Origin of the sequence: Mycobacterium sp. UM_Kg27, assembly GCF_000972905.1 — a bacterium.
GTDB lineage: Bacteria > Actinomycetota > Actinomycetes > Mycobacteriales > Mycobacteriaceae > Mycobacterium.
Genome location: NZ_JRMM01000019.1, coordinates 15,865 through 39,347, shown reverse-complemented (window position 1 = coordinate 39,347; position 23,483 = coordinate 15,865). Strand labels below are relative to the sequence as shown.

The 23,483-nt window shown below is 66.9% G+C and carries 22 protein-coding genes; 17 read left to right on the top strand and 5 right to left on the bottom strand.

The genetic code is table 11. The features are described from left to right. The coding region (locus tag LI94_RS05435) for an ROK family protein (RefSeq protein WP_046300542.1) at nucleotides 1-717 on the top strand (717 nt) is incomplete at its 5' end. Nucleotides 718-723: 6 nt separating this feature from the next. Here the strand turns inward: LI94_RS05435 and LI94_RS05430 are convergent. From LI94_RS05430 to LI94_RS05420, 3 genes are read right to left on the bottom strand one after another with little or no spacing between them, the layout of a single operon-like run. Continuing rightward, on the bottom strand, nucleotides 724-1,221 hold the full coding sequence (locus LI94_RS05430) for a carboxymuconolactone decarboxylase family protein (protein WP_046300537.1): 498 nt from the start codon (nucleotides 1,219-1,221) through the stop codon (nucleotides 724-726). Then, complete coding sequence (locus tag LI94_RS05425; protein WP_046300536.1) at nucleotides 1,218-2,306, bottom strand: dihydrodipicolinate reductase; 1,089 nt, start codon at nucleotides 2,304-2,306, stop codon at nucleotides 1,218-1,220. The genes LI94_RS05430 and LI94_RS05425 overlap by 4 nt, the downstream gene beginning before the upstream one ends. A gap of 45 nt (nucleotides 2,307-2,351) precedes the next feature. After that, on the bottom strand, nucleotides 2,352-2,675 hold the full coding sequence (locus LI94_RS05420; protein WP_046300535.1) for a helix-turn-helix domain-containing protein: 324 nt from the start codon (nucleotides 2,673-2,675) through the stop codon (nucleotides 2,352-2,354). A 71-nt stretch (nucleotides 2,676-2,746) separates the two neighbouring features. Here LI94_RS05420 and LI94_RS05415 point away from each other — a divergent pair, with 71 nt between their 5' ends. The 13 genes from LI94_RS05415 to LI94_RS05355 all read left to right on the top strand — a co-directional run bounded on the left by LI94_RS05415 (nucleotide 2,747) and on the right by LI94_RS05355 (nucleotide 20,684). Beyond that, on the top strand, nucleotides 2,747-3,187 hold the full coding sequence (locus LI94_RS05415; RefSeq protein WP_024440993.1) for a DUF1772 domain-containing protein: 441 nt from the start codon (nucleotides 2,747-2,749) through the stop codon (nucleotides 3,185-3,187). 259 nt (nucleotides 3,188-3,446) lie between these two features. Then, complete coding sequence (rplJ, locus tag LI94_RS05410) at nucleotides 3,447-4,067, top strand: 50S ribosomal protein L10 (RefSeq protein WP_046300534.1); 621 nt, start codon at nucleotides 3,447-3,449, stop codon at nucleotides 4,065-4,067. Between the two features lie 54 nt (nucleotides 4,068-4,121). Then, nucleotides 4,122-4,508: a 50S ribosomal protein L7/L12 gene (gene rplL / locus LI94_RS05405; protein ID WP_024440995.1), complete on the top strand. Its 387-nt coding sequence runs from the start codon at nucleotides 4,122-4,124 to the stop codon at nucleotides 4,506-4,508. Nucleotides 4,509-4,603: 95 nt separating this feature from the next. Next, nucleotides 4,604-4,792, top strand: coding sequence for a carotenoid oxygenase family protein (locus LI94_RS25035; RefSeq protein WP_024440996.1), 189 nt, complete (start codon nucleotides 4,604-4,606; stop codon nucleotides 4,790-4,792). 80 nt (nucleotides 4,793-4,872) lie between these two features. Further along, nucleotides 4,873-5,925 (top strand): ABC transporter ATP-binding protein, encoded by a 1,053-nt coding sequence (locus LI94_RS05395; protein ID WP_024440997.1) that lies wholly within the window; start codon nucleotides 4,873-4,875, stop codon nucleotides 5,923-5,925. Nucleotides 5,926-6,311: 386 nt separating this feature from the next. Continuing rightward, the gene (locus LI94_RS05390; protein WP_164517861.1) at nucleotides 6,312-9,842 is read left to right on the top strand and encodes a DNA-directed RNA polymerase subunit beta; all 3,531 of its coding nucleotides are present in this window, start codon (nucleotides 6,312-6,314) and stop codon (nucleotides 9,840-9,842) included. 38 nt (nucleotides 9,843-9,880) lie between these two features. Beyond that, nucleotides 9,881-13,831 (top strand): DNA-directed RNA polymerase subunit beta', encoded by a 3,951-nt coding sequence (locus LI94_RS05385; protein WP_024440999.1) that lies wholly within the window; start codon nucleotides 9,881-9,883, stop codon nucleotides 13,829-13,831. A gap of 153 nt (nucleotides 13,832-13,984) precedes the next feature. After that, the gene (locus LI94_RS05380) at nucleotides 13,985-15,466 is read left to right on the top strand and encodes a glutamate--cysteine ligase (protein WP_046300533.1); all 1,482 of its coding nucleotides are present in this window, start codon (nucleotides 13,985-13,987) and stop codon (nucleotides 15,464-15,466) included. A gap of 34 nt (nucleotides 15,467-15,500) precedes the next feature. Continuing rightward, a complete protein-coding gene (locus tag LI94_RS05375; RefSeq protein ID WP_046300541.1) occupies nucleotides 15,501-16,259 on the top strand; it encodes a deoxyribonuclease IV in 759 nt (252 codons plus the stop codon). A gap of 333 nt (nucleotides 16,260-16,592) precedes the next feature. After that, on the top strand, nucleotides 16,593-18,233 hold the full coding sequence (locus LI94_RS05370) for an acyl-CoA dehydrogenase family protein (RefSeq protein WP_046300532.1): 1,641 nt from the start codon (nucleotides 16,593-16,595) through the stop codon (nucleotides 18,231-18,233). A gap of 14 nt (nucleotides 18,234-18,247) precedes the next feature. Continuing rightward, nucleotides 18,248-19,183 (top strand): crotonase/enoyl-CoA hydratase family protein, encoded by a 936-nt coding sequence (locus LI94_RS05365; RefSeq protein WP_024441003.1) that lies wholly within the window; start codon nucleotides 18,248-18,250, stop codon nucleotides 19,181-19,183. A 29-nt stretch (nucleotides 19,184-19,212) separates the two neighbouring features. Then, nucleotides 19,213-19,926, top strand: a complete 714-nt coding sequence (locus tag LI94_RS05360) for a PaaX family transcriptional regulator C-terminal domain-containing protein (RefSeq protein ID WP_024441004.1) — start codon at nucleotides 19,213-19,215, stop codon at nucleotides 19,924-19,926. Then, nucleotides 19,923-20,684, top strand: coding sequence for a crotonase/enoyl-CoA hydratase family protein (locus LI94_RS05355; RefSeq protein ID WP_046300531.1), 762 nt, complete (start codon nucleotides 19,923-19,925; stop codon nucleotides 20,682-20,684). Before LI94_RS05360 ends, LI94_RS05355 begins: the two co-directional genes overlap by 4 nt. Before the next feature lie 106 nt (nucleotides 20,685-20,790). Here LI94_RS05355 and LI94_RS05350 read toward each other — a convergent pair whose 3' ends face one another. Next, on the bottom strand, nucleotides 20,791-21,201 hold the full coding sequence (locus tag LI94_RS05350; protein ID WP_024441006.1) for a DUF3060 domain-containing protein: 411 nt from the start codon (nucleotides 21,199-21,201) through the stop codon (nucleotides 20,791-20,793). Continuing rightward, on the bottom strand, nucleotides 21,198-21,563 hold the full coding sequence (locus tag LI94_RS05345) for a DUF3060 domain-containing protein (RefSeq protein ID WP_024441007.1): 366 nt from the start codon (nucleotides 21,561-21,563) through the stop codon (nucleotides 21,198-21,200). Before LI94_RS05345 ends, LI94_RS05350 begins: the two co-directional genes overlap by 4 nt. A gap of 140 nt (nucleotides 21,564-21,703) precedes the next feature. Between LI94_RS05345 and LI94_RS05340 the strand changes: the two genes are divergently transcribed. From LI94_RS05340 to rpsG, 3 genes are all read left to right on the top strand, one after another. Continuing rightward, a complete protein-coding gene (locus LI94_RS05340; RefSeq protein ID WP_024441008.1) occupies nucleotides 21,704-22,333 on the top strand; it encodes a TetR/AcrR family transcriptional regulator in 630 nt (209 codons plus the stop codon). A 259-nt stretch (nucleotides 22,334-22,592) separates the two neighbouring features. After that, the gene (gene rpsL, locus LI94_RS05335; protein ID WP_007767794.1) at nucleotides 22,593-22,967 is read left to right on the top strand and encodes a 30S ribosomal protein S12; all 375 of its coding nucleotides are present in this window, start codon (nucleotides 22,593-22,595) and stop codon (nucleotides 22,965-22,967) included. Next, on the top strand, nucleotides 22,967-23,437 hold the full coding sequence (gene rpsG / locus LI94_RS05330; RefSeq protein WP_024441009.1) for a 30S ribosomal protein S7: 471 nt from the start codon (nucleotides 22,967-22,969) through the stop codon (nucleotides 23,435-23,437). Before rpsL ends, rpsG begins: the two co-directional genes overlap by 1 nt. Nucleotides 23,438-23,483: the final 46 nt, after the last annotated feature.

Sequence of the window (23,483 nt, the reverse complement as noted above, 5' to 3'; positions counted from 1 at the left end):
GATGTGTATAAGAGACAGGACGTCAACGCCGGAACCGTCAGCCCGGTCAACATCGGGGGCTGGCGCGGGTTCGCGCTGCGTGACCGGGTGGCCGCCGCGGTGCCCGGGGTTCCGGTCCGATTGGGTGGCGACGGCGTCTGCATGGCGCTCGGCGAGTACCGGCACGGCGCCGGGCGCGGCACCCGATCCATGCTGGGCATGGTGGTCTCTACCGGCGTGGGCGGTGGTCTGGTGGTCGACGGCGCGCCGTTGCACGGCCGTACCGGCAACGCGGGCCACGTGGGGCACGTCGTCGTCGATCCCGACGGAGAGCGGTGCCGCTGCGGTGGCCGCGGCTGCGTCGAGACCATCGCCTCCGGTCCGTCGATGGTGCGCTGGGCGCTGGCCAACGGATGGACGCCGCAAGCATCCCCAGCCGATGCCAAAGCGCTCGCCGCGGCCGCCGACGCCGGTGACCCCGTGGCGCTGCGGGCTTTTCGGCGCGGCACCGACGCGCTGGCGGTGATGATCACCTCGGTGGCAGCGGTGTGCGACCTGGATCTGGTGGTGATCGGCGGGGGAGTCGCCCGCTCCGGTCCCCTGTTGTTCGACCCGCTGCGGATCGCGCTGGCCGAGCGTGCCGGGTTGGACTTCCTGGTGGGCCTGCAGGTGGTGCCCGCCGAACTCGGCGGCGACGCCGGGCTGGTGGGGGCGGCTGTGTTGGCCACCTTGCGTTGACTCTGCTTAGGGGGTCTGCGTCGTCGCGTGGCTGGGGAGGGCGCAGATCGCGTCCAGGCCGAAGACCCTGTTCAGTCGGCCGAAGGCCAGCCAGGCGCCCAGGGACATTGTCAGTTCCACGGCCTCACGCTGGTCGTAGTGGGCCTGGAAGCGGGTCCAGAACTCGTCGTCCAAGCCGTGATGGTCCAGGACGTACCGTTCCGCGTACTCCGCGGCCAGACGGGCTCGGTCGTCCAGGAGGTCTGTCGTGCGCCACTGTTCGACTGCTTCGGCGAACTCTTCTTCCACCTTGACGCCGTCGCGTTCGGTCCTCCAGTCCTGGCAGAACAGGCAGCCGTTCAACTGGGCGATGCGCAGTCGCGCGGCCTCGAACTCGCGCAGGCCCAGTGTCGAGTGGGCGTAGACAGCCAGGGAGAAGTTCGCTGCCGCCGGGCCGATCCCGGGGACCAAGGAGCCCCAGACGTACTCAATGGCGTCCTGGCCCTCGGGGATGTCGATGTTCACTTCGTGCCTCCGAAGGTTCGGCCGGGGATCCAGCGCAGCGGGACGTCGAGGGCGTCGTACAAGCCGGGGTCGGCGGCGACGAGCCAGTCGAGGGCGCCGACGATGCGGCCGACCGCGGTGGCGTTGCCGCCCTCGGAGCGGTTGCCGTTCTCGGTGGCCTCGACGGTCACTTCCACCCGGGGGCTGCCTTCGATGATGACGCGATGGGCGCCGTCGTCGCCGTCCGGCGGCTGCGGCCAGTCGGGCGCGCAGGACGGATGAATACGGGTGACGTGTTCGATGACGATGCGGGCCTCGCCGTCGACGATGCCCTGGACCTCGAACCGCACGGCGCCCTGGGTTCCCGCCTCGAAGTCGCCCATCGCGGCGGTCGTGACGGTGGCGTCGAGGGCGCGGCGTTCGACGTGCTCGCGGACACCGTCGAGTTTGATGCCCAGCGCGCGGGCGATCAGCCGGACCTGCCCGCCCCACACCATCGACGGGACGGTCGCCATCAGCATCGGCGGCTCGTAGTCGAGCGGGTGCCCCATGCCGACGAGGTGGCGGACGGAGTCCGGCTGGTCGTAGGTCGTGTAGTCGAAGATCTCCTGGCAGCGGATCCCGTCGACACGGGCGGCGAGCCCGCTGACGAGCAGCGGCAGGATGTCGTTGCCCCAGCCGGGGTCGATGCCGGACACGAAGAGCGAGCCGCCGCCGTCGGCGATGGCCTTCTCTACAGGTTCGCGTACCTCGGGCGGGGCGCTCCGGTGGTCGTACAGCGCATAGAGGGACGGTGTGACGACCACAGCGCCGGCGCGGATCGCGCGGCAGATGTCGGCGAGGGCGTCGTCGGGGCGGATGTCGCCGGAGGCGGCGTAGACGACGGCGCGGGGGCCCGCGGCGAGCGCGGCTTCGATGTCGTCGGTGGCGGCGACGCCGAGCGTGCGGTCGAGTCCACCGAGATCGCCCGCGTCGCGGCCCACCTTGGCTGGGTCGTGAACGATGACGTGGGCGAGTTCGAGTGCGGGGTGGGCGTCGACGGCGCGGATAGCCAGCCGTCCGACGTTCCCGGTGCCCCAGACGAGGGTGGGAATAGTGTCGCGCATCACAGGAGCCTAGCAAGCGATTGGTTGGCCACTAGGGGCCCCGAGTCAACGTGAAAGGTGGGTACGTCCCCACTCGCACAGCTGAGCCAGCACCGGGGCCAGAGTGTTCCCGTACTCAGAGATCGAATAGTGCACACAGGGCGGCACGGTACCGGCGTCGTGGCGTTCGATGATCCCGTCGGCGACGAGCTCGTGCAGATGACGGATGAGCATTCGTTCGGTGATGCCCGGGATGCTGCGACGTAGCTCCGCGGTCCGCATCGGCCCGTCGGCCAGGCGCCAGAGGATGGTGCCCTTCCAACGGCCGTTGATGACCGACAGTGCGGCGTCGATGGGGCAGTCACTGACGATTGTTTTCGATGCCGCCACCAGCGCTCCTTATGCTGACTAATTTGTCAGTACCTTGTTTTTTGTCAGCATAACCCTCACAGTGGCTTGTCGTGAAGCAGATCGTGGAAATACTTGCGCTGGTGGCGGTCGGGAGCCTGCTGGGTTCGGAGTTCGCGGTGGCGGCGTTTCTTCGTCCAATCCTCGGGTGCCTGCCCGACGAAGCCTTCTGGGCCGCCCGCGGGGGCGGCGCCGGGCTACTGGGGAAGGTGATGCCGTTCTGGTATCTGGCCTCATTCGCACTGCTGGTGGGGGTCGCCGTCGTCGCAGGCCCGCAGCGTTGGCTCATCGGTGTGGGCGCCGGCCTGATGGTGGTCGTCGTGGGACTGTCCGTGCTGGTGCTGGTGCCGATCAACAACAAGATCGCAGCGTGGCGCAGCGCCGACGACGTGTCGCGTGTGCTGGCCGCGCGTTGGGATCGACTGCACTGGTTGCGCGTCGCGATGCTGGCGGTGATCTTCGTGTCGCTCGTGGTCGGCGTGGTGATCGCTTAACGGCCGCCGGGCCGGTGGACGCCGTTTTGGCTGATCGGCCCTCGTCACGTTATGGTGTGTGGCGATCCACCAAAGACCGTCGGTCACCGAGCAATCGGTTGAAGGTCCGGGAACATCCCGGCGGCCCACGCAGGAGGACGAGGCACCGGCACCGCCGGCACACATTGTGACGCCCCGACCGCATCCTGCGTCGGGGCGTTCGTTATTTCCCGGGTGGAGCAAAACTTGAGACAACAACAGCGACACCGAGGAGGTATGCATGGCGCGGGCTGACAAGACCGCCGCCGTCGCGGAGATCGTCGAGCAGTTCAACGGCTCGACTGCCACCGTGATCACCGAGTACCGCGGTCTGACGGTTGCGAACCTGGCGGAGCTGCGGCGTTCGCTCAGTGGTGCGGCAACCTACGCGGTGGCGAAGAACACCCTGGTCAAACTGGCCGCGGCCGAGGCCGGAGTCGAAGGGCTCGACGAGCTGTTCGCGGGCCCGACGGCCATCGCGTTCGTTCAGGGCGAGCCGGTCGACGCCGCCAAGGCCATCAAGAAGTTCGCCAAGGACCACAAGGCGCTGGTCATCAAGGGCGGCTACATGGACGGTCGCGCGCTGACCGTCGCTGAGGTGGAGCGCATCGCCGACCTGGAGTCGCGCGAGGTGCTGCTGGCCAAGATGGCTGGTGCCATGAAGGCCAACCTGTCCAAGGCCGCCGGACTGTTCGCCGCCCCGGCGTCGCAGATGGCCCGCCTGGCAGCCGCACTGCAGGAGAAGAAGCCTGCCACGGAAGCCGCCCCTGCAGCACCTGCTGCCGAGGCGCCCGCCGAGGCGCCTGCCGAGACCGAAGCCGCGGCGGAGACCGCCGAGGCTCCGGCCGAAGCCGCCGAATAACTAGGCACAACCCCAACCCAACTTCCCTAACCGGAATCAGAAAGGACCGAAATCATGGCCAAAATTTCCACCGAAGAGCTGCTCGACGTCTTCAAAGAGATGACTCTGCTGGAGCTGTCGGAGTTCGTGAAGCAGTTCGAGGAGACCTTCGACGTCACCGCTGCGGCCCCGGTCGCCGTGGCCGCCGCTGGCGCTGCCCCCGCTGCCGCTGAGGCCGGCGAGGAGCAGAGCGAGTTCGACGTCATCCTCGAGTCGGCTGGCGAGAAGAAGATCGGCGTGATCAAGGTGGTCCGCGAGGTCGTCTCCGGCCTGGGCCTCAAGGAAGCCAAGGACCTGGTCGACAGCGCGCCCAAGCCGCTGCTGGAGAAGGTCGCCAAGGAGGCTGCCGAGGACGCCAAGGCCAAGCTCGAGGCGGCTGGCGCCACCGTCACCGTCAAGTAGTTCCCGGAACAAGGGGAAGCCCCCGGAACCCGCGAGGTTCCGGGGGCTTCTGCTGTCTGCGGGATGGTGCTGTGCGGCCAGGTCGGCAGGCGTGGATGCCCACTCCGAGCACCGCGACGGTCAATCGCGGCAGCCGGCCGCCGGGCGGGTTGTCCTACTCCTGGAACTCCCGGTTCCTCGACGCCGCGACCTGTGAGTCGTTGGCTGCCGTGCAGCTGCCGCAACGGGTCGCGATGGGCTTCTGCGGCAACTGGACACCACTGACTGAGACGGACCGCCGATAACAGTCGCACCCGTGCGCTACAGTGGCCCAAGCCACAAGCCAGTCGTGGCACGAATAGACGTTGCGGAAGGACCTCAACTAATGGGTGTCGCCATCGAGGTACAGGGGCTTACCAAGTCCTTCGGATCGGCCCGGATCTGGGAAGACGTCTCCATGACAATTCCCGAGGGAGAGGTCAGCGTTCTGCTCGGTCCCTCCGGTACCGGCAAGTCCGTGTTCTTGAAGTCGCTGATCGGCCTCTTGCGCCCCGAGCGCGGTTCGATCGTCATCGACGGCACCGACATCCTGCAGTGTTCGGCCAAGGAGCTCTACGAGATCCGCACCCTGTTCGGCGTGCTGTTCCAGGACGGCGCCCTGTTCGGCTCGATGAACATCTACGACAACACCGCCTTCCCGCTGCGCGAGCACACCAAGAAGTCCGAGAAGGAAATCCGTGACATCGTCATGGAGAAGCTCGAGATGGTCGGTATGCCCAACGACGGCTACAAGTTCCCGGGTGAGATCTCCGGCGGTATGCGCAAGCGTGCCGGCCTGGCCCGCGCCCTGGTGCTGGACCCGAAGATCATCCTCTGTGACGAGCCGGACTCCGGCCTGGACCCGGTTCGCACGGCCTACCTGAGCCAGCTGCTGATCGACATCAACGCCCAGATCGACGCGACCATCCTCATCGTTACCCACAACATCAACATCGCCCGGACCGTGCCGGACAACATCGGGATGCTGTTCCGCAAGGAGCTGGTGATGTTCGGGCCCCGCGAGGTGCTGCTGACGTCCGACGAGCCGGTGGTGCGCCAGTTCCTCAACGGCCGACGGATCGGCCCGATCGGCATGTCCGAGGAGAAGGACCAGGCGACCGCGGCGGCCGAGGAGGCCATGATCGCCGCCGGGCAGAGCGACGGCGGCGTGGAAGAGATCGAGGGCGTGCCGCCTCAGCTGAGCGCGACCCCTGGCTTGCCGGAGCGCCAGGGTGTGGCCCGACGCCGGGCTCGGGTGCGCGAGATCCTGCACACCCTGCCCCCCAACGCCCAGGCGGCCATCCGGGACGAGCTGGAGGGCACCCACAAGTACGCCGTGCACGACTTCCCGGCAGACGAAGAGGCTCCCACCGCGTCGATCCCGACCCCGCCTGGCTGAATCCGCGCAGGCTCACCCCGTGTCAGCTCTTGACGGACGGACCTAAACGGTCCAATCTGGTCACCAGCACACGTGCGGAGAGCCCGGCGGAAGGTCAGCCAGCACCGATAGGGCCCCGGGGCATCGCAGTTGAGGATTGCGTCAGCCTGCGCTATTGTTGGACGTTGCGCTGGCTTCCTTCTGCCCATCCCTTACCCGCACCCGAACACCGCAGTACCAGCCTGAGTCACGTTATTGGCTCGTTTTGGCTTGTCACCTCGTGGTTTGGCTGTGCGTGAGACCGGACAGAGCGTTCGCCAGCCGAACCAACGGTCGAATATTCGCAGCGAACGGGTCCGGTGAGAGCCGGAATCCGCTGGCCGCATTAGGTGCTGGAAGGATGCATCTTGGCAGTCTCCCGCCAGAGCAAAAAGAACGCTTCAGGTACTACCACCCAGAATTCTCCCAATAGTTCTGTGCCCGGAGCCCCGAACCGGGTCTCCTTCGCCAAGCTGCGTGAACCCCTCGAGGTTCCGGGTCTGCTCGATGTGCAGACCGACTCGTTCCAGTGGCTGATCGGGGCGTCGGAGTGGCGCGAGAAGATGGCCGCGCAGACCGGTGCTGCGCCCAAGGGTGGCCTCGAAGAGGTTCTCGAAGAGCTGTCCCCGATTGAGGACTTCTCCGGCTCGATGTCGCTGTCGTTCTCCGACCCGCGGTTCGACGAGGTCAAGGCCCCGGTCGAGGAGTGCCGCGACAAGGACATGACGTACGCGGCCCCGCTGTTCGTCACCGCGGAGTTCATCAACAACAACACCGGCGAGATCAAGAGCCAGACGGTGTTCATGGGTGACTTCCCGATGATGACGGAGAAGGGCACCTTCATCATCAACGGCACCGAGCGGGTGGTGGTCTCCCAGCTGGTGCGTTCTCCTGGCGTGTACTTCGACGCCAACATCGACAAGTCGACCGAGAAGACGCTGCACTCGGTGAAGGTGATCCCGGGCCGCGGCGCCTGGCTGGAGTTCGACGTCGACAAGCGCGACCTGGTGGGCGTTCGTATCGACCGCAAGCGCCGGCAGCCGGTCACCGTGCTGCTCAAGGCGCTGGGCTGGACCTCCGAGCAGATCCGCGAGCGCTTCGGCTTCTCCGAGATCATGATGTCGACGCTGGAGAAGGACAACGCCGCCAACTCCGACGAGGCGCTGCTGGACATCTACCGCAAGCTGCGTCCGGGCGAGCCCCCCACCAAGGAGTCCGCGCAGACGCTGCTGGAGAACCTGTTCTTCAAGGAGAAGCGCTACGACCTGGCGCGGGTGGGTCGCTACAAGATCAACAAGAAGCTGGGCCTGACCGCCAACCCGGGCGAGTCGCAGCCGACCACGCTGACCGAAGAGGACATCGTGGCCACCATCGAGTACCTGGTGCGTCTGCACCAGGCCGCTCAGGATGGCGTATCGGCCACCATGACGGTGCCTGGTGGTGTCGAGGTTCCCGTCGAGGTCGACGACATCGACCACTTCGGAAACCGCCGTCTGCGCACCGTGGGTGAGCTGATCCAGAACCAGATCCGGGTCGGTCTGTCCCGGATGGAGCGCGTGGTCCGTGAGCGGATGACCACTCAGGACGTCGAGGCCATCACGCCGCAGACCCTGATCAACATCCGCCCGGTGGTCGCCGCGATCAAGGAGTTCTTCGGCACCAGCCAGCTCTCCCAGTTCATGGACCAGAACAACCCGCTGTCGGGTCTGACCCACAAGCGCCGGCTGTCGGCGCTGGGGCCGGGCGGTCTGTCGCGTGAGCGGGCCGGCCTGGAAGTTCGTGACGTGCACCCGTCCCACTACGGCCGGATGTGTCCGATCGAGACCCCGGAAGGCCCCAACATCGGTCTGATCGGATCGCTGTCGGTGTACGCACGGGTCAACCCGTTCGGCTTCATCGAGACCCCCTACCGCAAGGTCAACGACGGTGTGGTCAGCGATGACATCGAGTACCTGACCGCCGACGAGGAGGACCGCCACGTTGTGGCGCAGGCCAACTCGCCGCTGGAGGACGACGGCCGCTTCAGCGAGGACCGCGTTCTGGTCCGCCGTAAGGGTGGCGAAGTCGAGTACGTCTCCTCCGCCGAGGTCGACTACATGGACGTCTCGCCGCGCCAGATGGTGTCGGTGGCCACGGCCATGATCCCGTTCCTCGAGCACGACGACGCCAACCGCGCCCTGATGGGTGCCAACATGCAGCGTCAGGCGGTTCCGCTGGTGCGCAGCGAGGCACCGCTGGTGGGTACCGGCATGGAACTGCGCGCCGCGATCGACGCCGGCGACGTGATCGTCGCCGACAAGACCGGTGTCATCGAGGAGGTGTCCGCCGACTACGTCACGGTTATGGCCGATGACGGCACCCGGCAGACCTACCGGATGCGCAAGTTCAACCGGTCCAACCACGGCACCTGCGCCAACCAGCGTCCGATCGTCGACGCCGGCCAGCGTGTCGAGACCGGCCAGGTGATCGCGGACGGCCCGTGCACCGACAACGGTGAGATGGCCCTGGGCAAGAACCTGCTCGTGGCGATCATGCCGTGGGAAGGGCACAACTACGAGGACGCGATCATCCTGTCCAACAGGCTGGTCGAAGAGGACACGCTGACCTCGATCCACATCGAGGAGCACGAGATCGACGCCCGTGACACCAAGCTGGGCGCCGAGGAGATCACCCGGGACATCCCGAACGTCTCCGACGAGGTGCTGGCCGACCTCGACGAGCGCGGCATCGTCCGCATCGGCGCCGAGGTCCGCGACGGCGACATCCTGGTCGGCAAGGTCACCCCCAAGGGTGAGACCGAGCTGACGCCCGAGGAGCGGCTGCTGCGCGCGATCTTCGGCGAGAAGGCCCGGGAAGTCCGCGACACCTCCCTGAAGGTGCCGCACGGCGAGTCCGGCAAGGTCATCGGCATCCGGGTGTTCTCCCGCGAGGACGACGACGAGCTGCCCGCCGGGGTCAACGAGCTGGTGCGCGTCTACGTCGCGCAGAAGCGCAAGATCTCCGACGGTGACAAGCTGGCCGGTCGCCACGGCAACAAGGGCGTCATCGGCAAGATCCTGCCGGCCGAGGACATGCCGTTCCTGCCGGACGGCACCCCGGTCGACATCATCTTGAACACCCACGGTGTGCCGCGACGGATGAACATCGGTCAGATCCTGGAGACCCACCTGGGCTGGATCGCCAAGACCGGTTGGAACATCGACGTGGCGGCCGGTGTGCCGGACTGGGCGGACAAGCTCCCCGAGGAGCTGTACGCCGCCGGGCCCGACACCCGCACCGCGACGCCGGTGTTCGACGGTGCGCGGGAGGCCGAGCTGCAGGGTCTGCTGTCCTCGACGCTGACCAACCGCGACGGCGAGGTCATGGTCAACGGTGACGGCAAGGCGATGCTGTTCGACGGTCGCTCCGGTGAGCCGTTCCCGTACCCGGTGACCGTCGGCTACATGTACATCATGAAGCTGCACCACCTGGTGGACGACAAGATCCACGCGCGTTCCACCGGCCCGTACTCGATGATCACCCAGCAGCCGCTGGGCGGTAAGGCGCAGTTCGGTGGCCAGCGGTTCGGTGAGATGGAGTGCTGGGCCATGCAGGCCTACGGTGCGGCGTACACGCTGCAGGAGTTGCTGACGATCAAGTCCGACGACACGGTCGGTCGTGTCAAGGTCTACGAGGCGATCGTCAAGGGCGAGAACATCCCCGAACCGGGTATCCCGGAGTCCTTCAAGGTGCTGCTCAAAGAGCTGCAGTCGCTGTGCCTCAACGTTGAGGTGCTGGCGAAGGACGGTGCGGCGATCGAATTGCGCGAAGGCGAGGACGAGGACCTGGAGCGGGCAGCCGCGAACCTGGGAATCAACCTGTCCCGCAACGAATCCGCCTCTGTTGAGGACCTCGCTTAATTACTCGCTACTAAACCCGCAAGGGGAAAGGGAGTTACGTGCTCGACGTCAACTTCTTCGATGAGCTCCGCATCGGCCTGGCGACCGCGGAGGACATCCGGCAATGGTCCTACGGTGAGGTCAAGAAGCCGGAAACGATCAACTACCGCACGCTCAAGCCCGAGAAGGACGGCCTGTTCTGCGAGAAGATCTTCGGACCGACTCGCGACTGGGAGTGCTACTGCGGCAAGTACAAGCGGGTGCGCTTCAAGGGCATCATCTGTGAGCGCTGTGGCGTCGAGGTGACTCGCGCCAAGGTGCGTCGTGAGCGGATGGGCCACATCGAACTGGCCGCCCCGGTCACCCACATCTGGTACTTCAAGGGCGTGCCGTCTCGCTTGGGTTACCTGCTGGACCTGGCGCCCAAGGATCTCGAAAAGATCATCTACTTCGCGGCCTACGTGATCACCAGCGTCGACACCGAGATGCGCCACAACGAGCTGTCCACGCTGGAAGCCGAGATGGTCGTCGAGAAGAAGGCCGTCGAGGACCAGCGCGACGCCGACCTGGAGGCCCGCGCCCAGAAGCTCGAGACCGACCTGGCCGAGCTGGAGGCCGAGGGCGCGAAAGCCGATGTGCGCCGCAAGGTTCGCGACGGCGGCGAGCGCGAGATGCGTCAGCTGCGCGACCGTGCTCAGCGTGAATTGGACCGCCTCGACAACATCTGGGACACCTTCGTCAAGCTGGCTCCCAAGCAGCTGATCGTCGACGAGACCGTCTACCGCGAGCTGGTGGACCGCTACGGCGAGTACTTCACCGGTGCCATGGGTGCCGAGTCGATCCAGAAGCTCATCGAGACCTTCGACATCGACGCCGAGGCCGAGCTGCTGCGCGACATCATCAAGAACGGCAAGGGGCAGAAGAAGCTTCGTGCCCTCAAGCGCCTCAAGGTGGTCGCCGCATTCCAGCAGTCGGGTAACTCCCCGATGGGCATGGTTCTGGACGCGGTGCCGGTGATCCCGCCGGAGCTGCGTCCGATGGTGCAGCTCGACGGTGGCCGCTTCGCGACCTCCGACCTCAACGACCTGTACCGCCGGGTCATCAACCGCAACAACCGCCTCAAGCGACTGATCGACCTCGGCGCCCCCGAGATCATCGTCAACAACGAGAAGCGGATGCTGCAGGAGTCCGTCGACGCGCTGTTCGACAACGGACGTCGTGGCCGGCCGGTCACCGGACCGGGCAACCGTCCGCTGAAGTCGCTCTCCGACCTGCTCAAGGGCAAGCAGGGCCGGTTCCGTCAGAACCTGCTCGGCAAGCGTGTCGACTACTCCGGCCGTTCGGTCATCGTGGTCGGCCCGCAGCTCAAGCTGCACCAGTGCGGTCTGCCCAAGCTGATGGCCCTGGAGCTGTTCAAGCCGTTCGTGATGAAGCGACTGGTTGACCTCAACCACGCGCAGAACATCAAGAGCGCCAAGCGGATGGTGGAGCGTCAGCGTCCTCAGGTGTGGGACGTCCTCGAAGAGGTCATCGCCGAGCACCCGGTGCTGCTCAACCGTGCACCCACGCTGCACCGCCTGGGCATTCAGGCCTTCGAGCCGCAGCTGGTGGAAGGCAAGGCCATTCAGCTGCACCCGCTGGTGTGTGAGGCCTTCAACGCCGACTTCGACGGTGACCAGATGGCGGTGCACCTGCCGCTGAGCGCCGAGGCGCAGGCCGAGGCCCGCATCCTGATGCTGTCGTCGAACAACATCCTGTCGCCGGCCTCGGGTCGGCCGCTGGCCATGCCGCGTCTGGACATGGTCACCGGGCTGTACTACCTGACCACCGAGATCGAAGGTGAGACAGGCGAATACACCCCGGCAGCCAAGGACCGCCCGGAGACCGGCGTGTACGCCTCGCCGGCCGAGGCGATCATGGCCGTCGACCGTGGTGCGTTGAGCGTGCGGGCCAGGATCAAGGTGCGTCTGGACCAGCTGCGGCCGCCGGCCGAGGTGGAGACCGAGCTGTTCGGGGTCAACGGCTGGCGCCCGGGCGGTGCCTGGATCGCCGAGACCACGCTGGGCCGGGTGTTGTTCAACGAGCTGCTGCCGACCGGCTACCCGTTCGTGAACAAGCAGATGCACAAGAAGGTTCAGGCCGTCATCATCAACGACCTGGCTGAGCGCTACCCGATGATTGTGGTCGCCCAGACCGTCGACAAGCTCAAGGACGCCGGCTTCCACTGGGCCACCCGTTCGGGTGTCACGGTTTCGATGGCCGACGTGCTGGTGCCGCCGCGCAAGAAGGAGATCCTCGACTCCTACGAGGAGCGTGCCGACAAGCTGGAGAAGCAGTTCCAGCGTGGCGCTCTCAACCGCGAAGAGCGCAACGAGGCGCTGGTGGAGATCTGGAAGGAAGCCACCGAGGAAGTGGGTCAGGCGCTGCGTGACCACTACCCGGCCGACAACCCGATCATCACCATCGTCGACTCCGGTGCTACGGGTAACTTCACCCAGACCCGGACGCTGGCCGGCATGAAGGGTCTGGTGACCAACCCGAAGGGTGAGTTCATCCCGCGCCCGATCAAGTCCTCCTTCCGTGAGGGCCTGACGGTGTTGGAGTACTTCATCAACACCCACGGCGCCCGAAAGGGCTTGGCGGACACCGCCCTGCGTACCGCTGACTCGGGTTACCTGACGCGTCGTCTGGTCGACGTGTCCCAGGACGTGATCGTGCGCGAGCACGACTGCGGCACCGAGCGCGGCATCATGGTGGAGCTGGCCGAGGTGGCCGCGGACGGATCGCTGATCCGCAACCCGTTCATCGAGACGTCGGCCTACGCCCGCACGTTGGCCGTCGACGCGGCCGACGAGAAGGGCAAGGTCGTCATCGAGCGCGGCCACGACCTCGGCGACCCGTCGATCGAGGCGCTGCTGGCTGCCGGCATCGCGCAGGTCAAGGTGCGCTCGGTGTTGACCTGCGCCACCGGAACCGGCGTGTGTGCCACCTGCTACGGCCGCTCGATGGCCACCGGCAAGCTGGTCGACATCGGTGAGGCGGTCGGCATCGTCGCGGCCCAGTCCATCGGTGAGCCCGGTACTCAGCTGACCATGCGTACCTTCCACCAGGGTGGCGTCGGTGACGACATCACCGGTGGTCTACCGCGTGTGCAGGAGCTGTTCGAGGCCCGGATTCCGCGCGGCAAGGCGCCGATCGCCGACGTCGCCGGACGGGTGCAGCTGGAAGAGGGCGAGAAGTTCTACAAGATCACGATCGTGCCGGATGACGGTGGCGAGGAAGTGGTCTACGACAAGCTGCCCAAGCGCCAGCGGCTGCGCGTGTTCAAGCACGAGGACGGCTCGGAGCGGTTGCTGGCTGACGGCGACCACGTCGAGGTCGGCCAGCAGCTCATGGAGGGCTCGGCCGACCCGCACGAGGTGCTGCGTGTGCAGGGCCCGCGCGAGGTGCAGATCCACCTGGTCAACGAGGTTCAGCAGGTCTACCGGGCCCAGGGTGTGTCGATCCATGACAAGCACATCGAGGTGATCGTCCGGCAGATGCTGCGCCGGGTGACCATCATCGACTCGGGCGCCACGGAGTTCCTGCCCGGTTCGCTGACCGAGCGGGCCGAGTTCGAGACCGCGAACCGTCGGGTGGTGGCTGAGGGCCTCGAGCCCGCGGCCGGACGTCCGGTGCTGATGGGTATCACCAAGGCGTCGCTGGCCACCGACTCGTGGCTGTCGGCGGCGTCCTTCCAGGAGACCACGCGCGTGCTGACCGATGCGGCGATCAACTGCCGCAGCGACAAGCTGCAGGGTCTGAAGGAGAACGTGATCATCGGCAAGCTGATCCCGGCCGGCACCGGCATCAACCGGTACCGCAACATCGCCGTGCAGCCCACCGAGGAGGCCCGGGCCGCTGCGTACACGATCCCGTCCTACGAGGATCAGTACTACAGCCCGGACTTCGGCGCCGCCACCGGTGCCGCGGTGCCGCTGGACGACTACGGGTACAGCGACTACCGCTAAATCCGTTCTGCGCGAGCAGTCCCGAAAGCCCCCATTTCGAACTCGAAATGGGGGCTTTCGCGTTTTGTCGCGGCGCGGGTGAGGAGCTTTGCACAGGGGGAGGTGGGCCTGCTCAGGTTGCGGCCCGACGCCAGACCGGGTTGCATCGTTGAGATGGGGGACGAAGTCAACCGCACCGCCTACTCGCGCACCCAGCGTCGCCAATACCGGCGCAAGATTCAGCAGTGCCTGGACGTCTTCGAGACGATGCTGGCGCAGGCCAGCTTCGAGTGTGAGCCGCCGCTGACCGGTATGGAGATCGAGGGCAACCTGATCGGCGACGACTATCACCCGGCCATGTCGAACGCCGGCGTGTTGTCCTCGATCGACGATCCGGCGTTCCAACGGGAACTGGGCTCCTACAACATCGAATTCAACGTGCCGCCTCGTCAGTTCACCGCGCGCGCAGCCCTGGAACTGGAAGCCGAGGTGCGTGCCAGCCTCAATGACGCGCAGGCCAAAGCCCGCACGAATGATGCGGGCATCGTCATGATTGGCATCCTGCCCACCCTGATGCCCGAACATCTGGCCGGTGACTGGATGAGTGATTCGGCGCGGTACGCGGCGCTCAATGACTCGATCTTCGCGGCGCGAGGCGAAGACATCGACATCGACATCGACGGCCCCGAGCCGCTGAATCTGCACGCGGAGAACATCGCACCGGAATCGGCTTGCACCAGCATGCAGTTGCACCTGCAGGTCTCGCCGGCCGACTTCGCCAACTACTGGAACGCCGCCCAGGTACTGGCCGGCCCGCAACTGGCGATCGGCGCCAACTCGCCCTACTTCTTCGGTCACCGCCTGTGGGCGGAGACCCGGGTGGAGTTGTTCGCGCAGTCCACCGACACCCGACCCGACGAACTGAAGAACCAGGGGGTGCGGCCCCGGGTGTGGTTCGGCGAGCGGTGGATCACCTCGATCTTCGACCTGTTCGAGGAGAACGTGCGTTACTTCCCGTCGCTGCTTCCCGAAGTCTCCGAGGAGGACCCGGCCGACGAGCTGGCCCGGGGACGCACCCCGCAACTGGCCGAGCTGCGGCTGCACAACGGTACGGTGTACCGCTGGAATCGCCCGGTTTACGACGTGGTCGACGGAAGACCGCACCTGCGGGTGGAGAACCGGGTCCTGCCCTCGGGTCCCACGGTCGCCGACATGGTGGCCAATGCGGTGTTCTACTACGGGCTGCTGCGCAGCCTGGCCCTCGACCAGCGCCCGCTGTGGACCCAGATGAGTTTTGCGGTGGCACACGACAACTTTCGCCGCGCCGCGCGCCTGGGTATGGATGCCCGGCTGTTCTGGCCGGAGCTGGGCGAGGTGAGCGTGGCGGAACTGACCCGGCGTGAGTTGTTGCCGCTCGCCCGCCACGGGCTCGAGGAGTGGGGCGTGGCCGCCGAGGTGATCGACCGGTTCCTCGGCATCATCGCCGACCGGGTGGCAACCGGACGCAACGGCGCCACCTGGCAGGTGTCGACGGTCCGCGCGCTCCAGGCCCAGGGCTTGAGCCGGCAGGACGCATTGGCGGAGATGCTGAGCCGCTACTGCACACACATGCACACCAACCAGCCGGTGCACACCTGGCCGACAGAACTGGGCTGAGGTGTCCGGTCGCGGCGCCGGTAGGCTGGCCGCCGTGTTGATCGGATCCCATGTGCGCCCGCAGAATCCGCTGGCGGCCGCGGAAGCCGAGGGCGCCGATGTGGTGCAGATCTTCCTCGGTAACCCGCAGAGTTGGAAGCCACCCAAACCGCGCGAGGACGCGGCGCAACTTCGCGCGGCGGCGCTGCCGATCTATGTGCATGCGCCGTATCTGATCAACGTCGCCTCGCCGAACAACCGGGTGCGCATCCCGTCGCGCACCATCTTGCAGCAGACCTGCGAGGCGGCCGCTGATATCGGCGCGGCCGCGGTGATCGTGCACGGTGGCCACGTGACGGCCGACGACGACGATCCGCAGGCCGGGTTCGCGCGGTGGCGCAAGGCGCTGGACCGTCTGGAGAGCACCGTCCCGGTGTACCTGGAGAACACCGCGGGCGGCGACTATGCGATGGCCCGCCACTTCGACACCATCGCCAAACTGTGGGACCACATCGGTGACACCGGCGTCGGGTTCTGCCTGGACACCTGCCACACCTGGGCGGCCGGGGAATCGCTGCCCGACGCTGTGGAGCGCATCAAGGCGATCACCGGCCGCATCGATCTGGTGCACTGCAACGACTCCAAGGACGCGCCCGGCTCCGGACGGGACCGGCACGCCAACTTCGGTGACGGCCAGATCGACCCCGACCTGTTGGTCGCCGTGGTCGAGGCCGCCGGTGCCCCGGTGATCTGCGAGACCGCAGAGGAGGGTCGCAGGGCCGACATAGCGTTCCTGCGTGAGCGGCTGAGTTGACCGGCGCCCGGGGTGCCGACCGGCCGAAAAAACATCCGAAATGACTGATTTGTCACGCAATGGGCGACATTGGGTCGGTTGTGTGCTACAACTTTCCTAGGCGCCGTGACCGCGGCAGCTGCGCACACGTCTCAGGACTGGAGGGGGTCCAAATGCCTGAGCGACACCAGCATGGTGTGGGGGGAGTGCGCAGCACCTAGTCCGGCGCCCCAAAACGACGGCGGTCACAGCTTGGAACCTCCCGACCCCAGGCTGTGACCGCCGTTTTTTGTTTGCCGACATCAATTTTATTACACCCATTGTGCATGCGTGCAAAAACTGTAATATTCGGCTATGGCCGATACGCACATCGTCACCAACCAGGTCCTTCCGTTGGAAGGCTATAACCCGGCGTCGTCCCCGGTCCTCATCGAGTCGCTGATCCGCGAGGGCGGCCAATGGGGCGTCGACGAAGTCACCGACCTCGGTGCGACTTCCGGATCCAAGCAGGTGCAACGCTGGGGCGCGCTGGCCGACCGCCACCGGCCGGTGCTGCACACCCACGACGTCGTCGGTAACCGGATCGACGAAGTGGAATACGACCCGGCCTACCACGAGCTGATGCGCACCGCGATTGCCCACGGCCTGCACGCGGCCCCATGGGCCGACCCGCGACCCGGCGCACATGTCGTCCGCGCCGCGCAGACCGGGGTGTGGACCGCCGAGCCGGGCCACGTCTGTCCGATCTCGATGACCTACGCGATCGTGCCCGCGCTGCGCCACAACGCCGAACTCGCCAAGACCTACGAGCCCCTGCTGACCAGCCGGGTCTACGACCCCGAGTTGAAGGTGCCGGCCACCAAGGCCGGCATCACCGCCGGGATGTCGATGACCGAAAAGCAGGGCGGCTCCGATGTGCGCGCCGGTACCACCCAGGCGGTGCCGAACGCTGATGGCAGCTACACCCTGACCGGGCACAAATGGTTCACCTCCGCGCCGATGTGCGACGTGTTCCTGGTGCTGGCGCAGGCTCCCGGCGGACTGAGCTGTTTCTTCCTGCCCCGGATCCTGCCTGACGGCACCCGCAACCGGATGCGGCTGCAGCGGCTCAAGGACAAGCTCGGCAACCACGCCAACGCCTCCAGTGAGATCGAGTACGAGGGCGCGACCGCCTGGCTGGTGGGGGAGGAGGGCCGCGGGGTCTCGGTCATCATCGAGATGGTCAACCTCACCCGCCTGGACTGCGCGCTGGGCAGTGCCACCAGCATGCGGATGGGACTGGCTCGCGCCAGCTACCACGCCCAGCACCGCAAGGCGTTCGGCGCTTACCTGATCGACCAGCCACTGATGCGTAACGTGCTGGCCGACCTGGCGGTGGAGGCCGAGGCCGCCACCATGGTGTCGATGCGGATGGCCGGCGCCACCGACAAGGCGGTCCGCGGAGATGAACGGGAGGGCCTGCTGCGCCGGATCGGGCTGGCAGCCACCAAGTATTGGGTATGCAAGCGCGCCACCCCGCACGCCGCCGAGGCGATGGAATGCCTGGGCGGCAACGGCTACATCGAGGACTCCCTGATGCCGCGGCTCTACCGGGAGGCACCGTTGATGGGCATCTGGGAAGGTTCGGGCAACGTCAGCGCCCTGGACACCCTGCGCGCCCTGGCCACCCAGCCCCAATCGGTGGCCGTGCTCTTCGATGAGCTCGCCGAGACCGCCGGCCAGGATCACCGCCTCGACGCCCACGTCGACGCGTTGAAAGCCCGGCTGGCGGACCTGGGCGCCGACGTGGTCGCCGCCCAGTACCAGGCGCGCAAGATCGCCGAGGACATCTGCCTGGCGTTGCAGGGCGGGTTGCTGGTCCGCCACGGCCACCCGGCCGTCGCCGAGGCGTTCCTGGCGACGCGGCTCGGCGGCCAATGGGGTGGTGCGTTCGGCACCCTGCCGGCCGGCCTCGACCTCGGGCCGATCATCGAGCGTGCCCTGGTCAAGGGCTGAGGTCAGCGCACGCCATGCGACACCACATCGCCCCGGTCGAGTTCGACAACCTTCGGACGATGACCTACGAGGTCACCGACCGCATCGCCCGGATCACCTTCAACCGCCCGGAACACGGCAACGCCATCACGGCCGACACCCCGCTGGAACTGTCGGCGCTGGTGGAACGCGCCGACCTGGATCCCCACGTGCATGTGATCCTGGTGTCGGGTCGCGGCGAGGGATTCTGCGCCGGATTCGACCTGGGCGCCTACGCCGAAGGCTCAGCGTCGGCGGGCGGGGAGAACTACCGGGGCAGTGTGCTCGACGGTAAGACACAGGCGACCAACCACCGCTCGGATCAGCCGTGGGATCCGATGATCGACTACCAGATGATGAGCCGCTTCGTCCGCGGCTTCGCCTCACTGATGCACGCCGACAAGCCCACCGTGGTCAAGATCCACGGCTACTGCGTGGCCGGTGGCACCGACATCGCGCTCCACGCCGACCAGGTGATCGCGGCGTCCGACGCCAAGATCGGCTACCCGCCGATGCGGGTCTGGGGAGTGCCGGCGGCCGGGCTGTGGGCGCACCGGCTCGGCGACCAGCGTGCCAAACGTCTACTGCTGACCGGAGATTGCATCAGCGGAGCCCAGGCCGCCGAATGGGGCCTGGCGATCGAGGCCCCCGACCCCGCTGATCTCGACGAGCGCACCGAACGCCTGGTGGCCCGTATCGCCGCCATGCCGGTCAACCAACTGATCATGGCCAAACTCGCCCTCAACACCGCACTGCTCCAGCAGGGCGTGGCCACCAGCCGCATGGTCAGCACCGTGTTCGACGGGGTGGCCCGGCACACGCCGGAGGGGCACGCATTCGTCGCCGACGCGGTGCAGCACGGGTTCCGCGACGCGGTGCGGCACCGCGACGAACCGTTCGGCGACTACGGCCGGAAGACTTCCGGGGTCTAGGCGGCCACCCGATGTCAAAGCCAGTGCGTATGACGGCCCGCTCGGTAGTTCTGTCGGTGCTGCTGGGGGCCCACCCCGCATCGGCCACGGCGGCTGAATTGCTGCGATTGACAACGGGCTTCGGGATCAAAGAAACAGCCTTGCGGGTGGCGCTGACCCGGTTGGTCGCGGCCGGGGACCTGGTCCGCTCGGTCGAGGGGTACGGGCTGTCCGAGCGTCTGCTGGAGCGACAGCGTCTCCAGGACGCGGCGCTGAATCCGCAGACCAAGCGCTGGGACGGTGGCTGGCTGGCCGTGGTGATCACCAGCATCGGCTGCGATGCGCGAACCCGGGCGGCTTTGCGCTCGGGGTTGGTTAACCGGCGCTTCGCCGAGCTGCGCGAGGGATTCTGGATGCGCCCGGACAACATCGACGTCGAGCTGGGCGAGGAGCTCGGGAGATACACCCGGTTGCTCACCGCTCGCGACGAGAAGCCCGCTGACTTGGCCGCCACGCTGTGGGATCTGGCGGGGTGGTCGCAGACTGGCCACGAGCTGCTGGCCGCGATGGCCGACGCCGAGGACATACCAAGCCGCTTCATCGTGGCGGCGGCCATGGTTCGCCACCTGCGCCTCGACCCGGTGCTGCCACCCGAACTGCTTCCTGCGGACTGGCCGGGGACCCGGATCCGCAGTGGCTACGCAGAGTTCGCCAATGAACTGGGCGCGCGACGCGACGCGGACCGAGAGGCGGTGCTGCGATGAGTGCGGTGCGCGTGGAGCGCAGTGGCCCGGTCACCACGGTGATCCTGGATCGGCCGCAGGCCCGTAACGCCGTCGACGGCCCGACCGCCGCCGCGCTGTATCAGGCGTTCGATGAGTTCAACCGCGATGCGAGCGCGTCGGTTGCCGTGCTGTGGGGCGACCACGGAACCTTCTGCGCGGGGGCCGATCTCAAAGCAATGGGTACGCCGAACGCCAATCAGACCCACCGCAGCGGGCCTGGCCCCATGGGTCCGACCCGAATGATGTTGTCCAAACCGGTGATTGCCGCGGTCAGCGGCTACGCGGTGGCCGGTGGCCTGGAGTTGGCGCTGTGGTGTGACATGCGAGTGGTCGAGGCCGACGCGAGCTTCGGCGTGTTCTGCCGACGCTGGGGCGTTCCGCTTATCGACGGCGGCACCGTGCGATTACCCAGACTGATCGGCCACAGTCGCGCCATGGACATGATCCTCACCGGCCGTGCCGTCGACGCCGAAGAGGCGCTCGCGATCGGACTGGCCAATCGTGTTGTCCCGGTGGGGGAGGCGCGGAGCGCGGCCGAGCAGCTGGCCCGCGAACTGGCGGAGTTGCCACAGGGTTGCCTGCGCTCGGATCGGTTGTCGGCGCTGCGGCAGTGGGGCATGACCGAATCCCACGCGATGGACGCCGAATTCGAAAGCATCGAGCGGGTTGCCGACGAGGCGCTGCGCGGGGCGGGCCGCTTCGCCGGCGGGGCCGGCCGCCACGGCGCTAAAGCGTGACGCCGGCGGCCCGTCCCCCGCAAGCGGGAGGTACCCCCAGCACCCGGCTTCGCCGCGCTTGCGACCGCCGCGAGGCTTGACGCCGGGGAGTCCCGCCGGCGGCCCGTCAGCGTCTGTCGGCGACGGTGTTACCCGACCCGCGGTTGTCGATCTTCGGATCGCCGCCGCGGTAGGTGACGGAGTTGTTGAGCCCGGTGATCGTCAGCGTCTTGTCGACGCGCTCGATGGTGATGCGGTTGTCGGCACCGGCTACGTTCACCGCCTCGCAGCGGCCCCGGACAGTCAGCTTGTTGTTCGAACCGGCCACATTCAGCGATTTGCCGTCGGCACAGTCCAGGGCCGATGTCGCACCGAACGACTCGTATCTGATCGTGTTGGCGAACCGGCCGTCGAAGTTCTGCGAGATCCGCGAGGACTTGGGCGGCGCCTCCGACTCGCAGCCGGTGAGCACTACCGTAAGCAGCGTGATTCCGCCGGCCAGCAGCGAGCAGAGATTGACCCGGAGAACGTGGGTCACGCCGGTACGCGTTGGAGCCGGTTGGTCATCCCCAGCTCGCGTCCCCGGTCGAACAGCAGCGGGTCGCCATTGTGGAAGTACACGGTCGTGTCGTTACCGTAGACGGTGACGTCGTTGACGATGGTGTCGGCGATCACGGTGTTTTGCGAGCCCTGCGTGGTAACCGCGTAGCAGGTGCCCATCGCGTGGATGGTTAGGTTGACGCCGTTGATGAATAGCGTCCCGCCGTCGCAGTCCAGCGTGTGCGTCTCGTGCACCCCGTAGATGTGGATGTCGCCGGGTACGGCCTGAGCGCTCGCGGCTGCCACCAGCGAACCGGCGGCCAAACCGAGCAACGCACTAGCCAGAGCGGTCCATTTCATCGCCGAGCCCCTCTCACCGGACGCAATCTCGGCAAAGCTTACGTCGCACCAGCTGGCGCGTACTCGGGTTCCCCCACTAATTGGTCCATTAGAGTTCTGTGCTGATCTCCTCCCGCCGCACGATACGAAGGGCGTACGCCATGTCAGCTCGACCAGACCCGCCCGCAGCGGCGGGTCGCTCGCGCGCCAACGGCAAATCGGGGGCGCGCCCGGTCAAGCTGAGCCGGGAAGTCATCGTCAACGCGGCTTTGAATTTCCTGGACCGTGAGGGCTGGGACGCGTTGACCATCAACGCGTTGGCCACCCAGCTGGGCACCAAGGGCCCGTCGCTGTATAACCACGTGCACAGCCTCAACGACCTGCGCCGCGCCATGCGGATGCGGGTGATCGATGACATTCTCGAGATGCTGACCCAAGTCGGGCAGGGCCGCGCCCGCGATGATGCGGTGCTGGTGATGGCCGGTGCCTACCGCAGCTATGCCCATCACCACCCCGGCCGGTATTCGGCGTTCACGCGGATGCCATTGGGCGGCGACGATCCGGAGTACACCGCCGCAGCCAGCCGGGCCGCCGCCCCGGTCATCGAAGTGTTGGCGTCGTACGGGCTCGACGGGGACCGGGCGTTTCACGCGGCCCTGGAGTTCTGGGCGGCGATGCACGGCTTTGTCCTGTTGGAGATGACCGGCGTGATGGACGATGTGGACACCGACGCTGTCTTCTCCGACATGGTGCGCAGGCTGGCCTCGGCGATGGACAGCCGCACCCAGTAGTGGCGCCGGGGCGGAGGGGCCGCGGGGGACGCTGGGCACGCGCTTTGACCTGCCGGAGTGCTGCCGGGTATTGTGGTAGCTCGTGCCTGGCCACGAGGCGCGTTTGGTGACATAACGCGCGCGCCTGGCCCAATTCGCATGTCCATTATGCCGCGGAGGAATCCGCGGCGGCCCATGCGACACGCCCGACCGCGGGGTAGCGGTGGGGCACAGACCGCGGATTACGACAGTTTTGAACAGCGATACAGGAAGCCGGTAGATGCCAACCATTCAGCAGCTGGTCCGTAAGGGCCGCCGCGACAAGGTCGCCAAGGTGAAGACCGCGGCCCTCAAGGGCAGCCCGCAGCGACGGGGCGTGTGCACCCGCGTGTACACCACCACCCCGAAGAAGCCGAACTCGGCGCTTCGCAAGGTGGCGCGCGTCAAGCTGACCAGCCAGGTGGAGGTGACCGCCTACATCCCGGGTGAGGGTCACAACCTGCAGGAGCACTCGATGGTGCTGGTGCGTGGTGGCCGGGTGAAGGACCTGCCGGGTGTGCGCTACAAGATCATCCGCGGCTCGCTGGACACCCAGGGAGTCAAGAACCGCAAGCAGGCCCGCAGCCGCTACGGCGCGAAGAAGGAGAAGAGCTGATGCCGCGCAAGGGCCCCGCACCCAAGCGTCCGCTGGTCAACGACCCCGTCTACGGGTCGCAGCTGGTTACCCAGCTGGTCAACAAGGTGCTGCTGGACGGCAAGAAGTCGCTGGCCGAGCGCATCGTCTACGGCGCTCTCGAGCAGGCTCGGGACAAGACCGGTACCGACCCGGTGGTGACGCTCAAGCGTGCTATGGACAACGTCAAGCCGGCTCTCGAGGTTCGCAGCCGCCGCGTCGGTGGTGCCACCTACCAGGTTCCGGTCGAGGTGCGCGCCGAGCGCTCCACCACGCTGGCACTGCGCTGGCTGGTCAGCTTCTCGCGGGCTCGCCGCGAGAAGACCATGATCGAGCGCCTGGCCAACGAGATCCTGGACGCCAGCAATGGCCTGGGTGCCGCCGTCAAGCGGCGTGAAGACACCCACAAGATGGCCGAGGCCAACCGGGCGTTCGCGCACTACCGCTGGTGATCACCCCGGCGTAACAGCCGGACACTTGCGACAACAAGCAATTGAA

Excerpts from the sequence above, each read along its gene's own strand:
- LI94_RS05425 (WP_046300536.1), bottom strand. The coding sequence starts at position 2,306 with ATGCGCGACACTATTCCCACCCTCGTCTGGGGCACCGGGAACGTCGGA.
- rplJ (WP_046300534.1), top strand. The coding sequence starts at position 3,447 with ATGGCGCGGGCTGACAAGACCGCCGCCGTCGCGGAGATCGTCGAGCAG.
- rplL (WP_024440995.1), top strand. The coding sequence starts at position 4,122 with ATGGCCAAAATTTCCACCGAAGAGCTGCTCGACGTCTTCAAAGAGATG.
- LI94_RS25035 (WP_024440996.1), top strand. The coding sequence starts at position 4,604 with ATGCCCACTCCGAGCACCGCGACGGTCAATCGCGGCAGCCGGCCGCCG.
- LI94_RS05395 (WP_024440997.1), top strand. The coding sequence starts at position 4,873 with ATGGGTGTCGCCATCGAGGTACAGGGGCTTACCAAGTCCTTCGGATCG.
- LI94_RS05380 (WP_046300533.1), top strand. The coding sequence starts at position 13,985 with ATGGGGGACGAAGTCAACCGCACCGCCTACTCGCGCACCCAGCGTCGC.
- LI94_RS05370 (WP_046300532.1), top strand. The coding sequence starts at position 16,593 with ATGGCCGATACGCACATCGTCACCAACCAGGTCCTTCCGTTGGAAGGC.
- LI94_RS05365 (WP_024441003.1), top strand. The coding sequence starts at position 18,248 with ATGCGACACCACATCGCCCCGGTCGAGTTCGACAACCTTCGGACGATG.
- LI94_RS05360 (WP_024441004.1), top strand. The coding sequence starts at position 19,213 with ATGACGGCCCGCTCGGTAGTTCTGTCGGTGCTGCTGGGGGCCCACCCC.
- LI94_RS05355 (WP_046300531.1), top strand. The coding sequence starts at position 19,923 with ATGAGTGCGGTGCGCGTGGAGCGCAGTGGCCCGGTCACCACGGTGATC.
- LI94_RS05345 (WP_024441007.1), bottom strand. The coding sequence starts at position 21,563 with ATGAAATGGACCGCTCTGGCTAGTGCGTTGCTCGGTTTGGCCGCCGGT.
- LI94_RS05340 (WP_024441008.1), top strand. The coding sequence starts at position 21,704 with ATGTCAGCTCGACCAGACCCGCCCGCAGCGGCGGGTCGCTCGCGCGCC.
- rpsL (WP_007767794.1), top strand. The coding sequence starts at position 22,593 with ATGCCAACCATTCAGCAGCTGGTCCGTAAGGGCCGCCGCGACAAGGTC.
- rpsG (WP_024441009.1), top strand. The coding sequence starts at position 22,967 with ATGCCGCGCAAGGGCCCCGCACCCAAGCGTCCGCTGGTCAACGACCCC.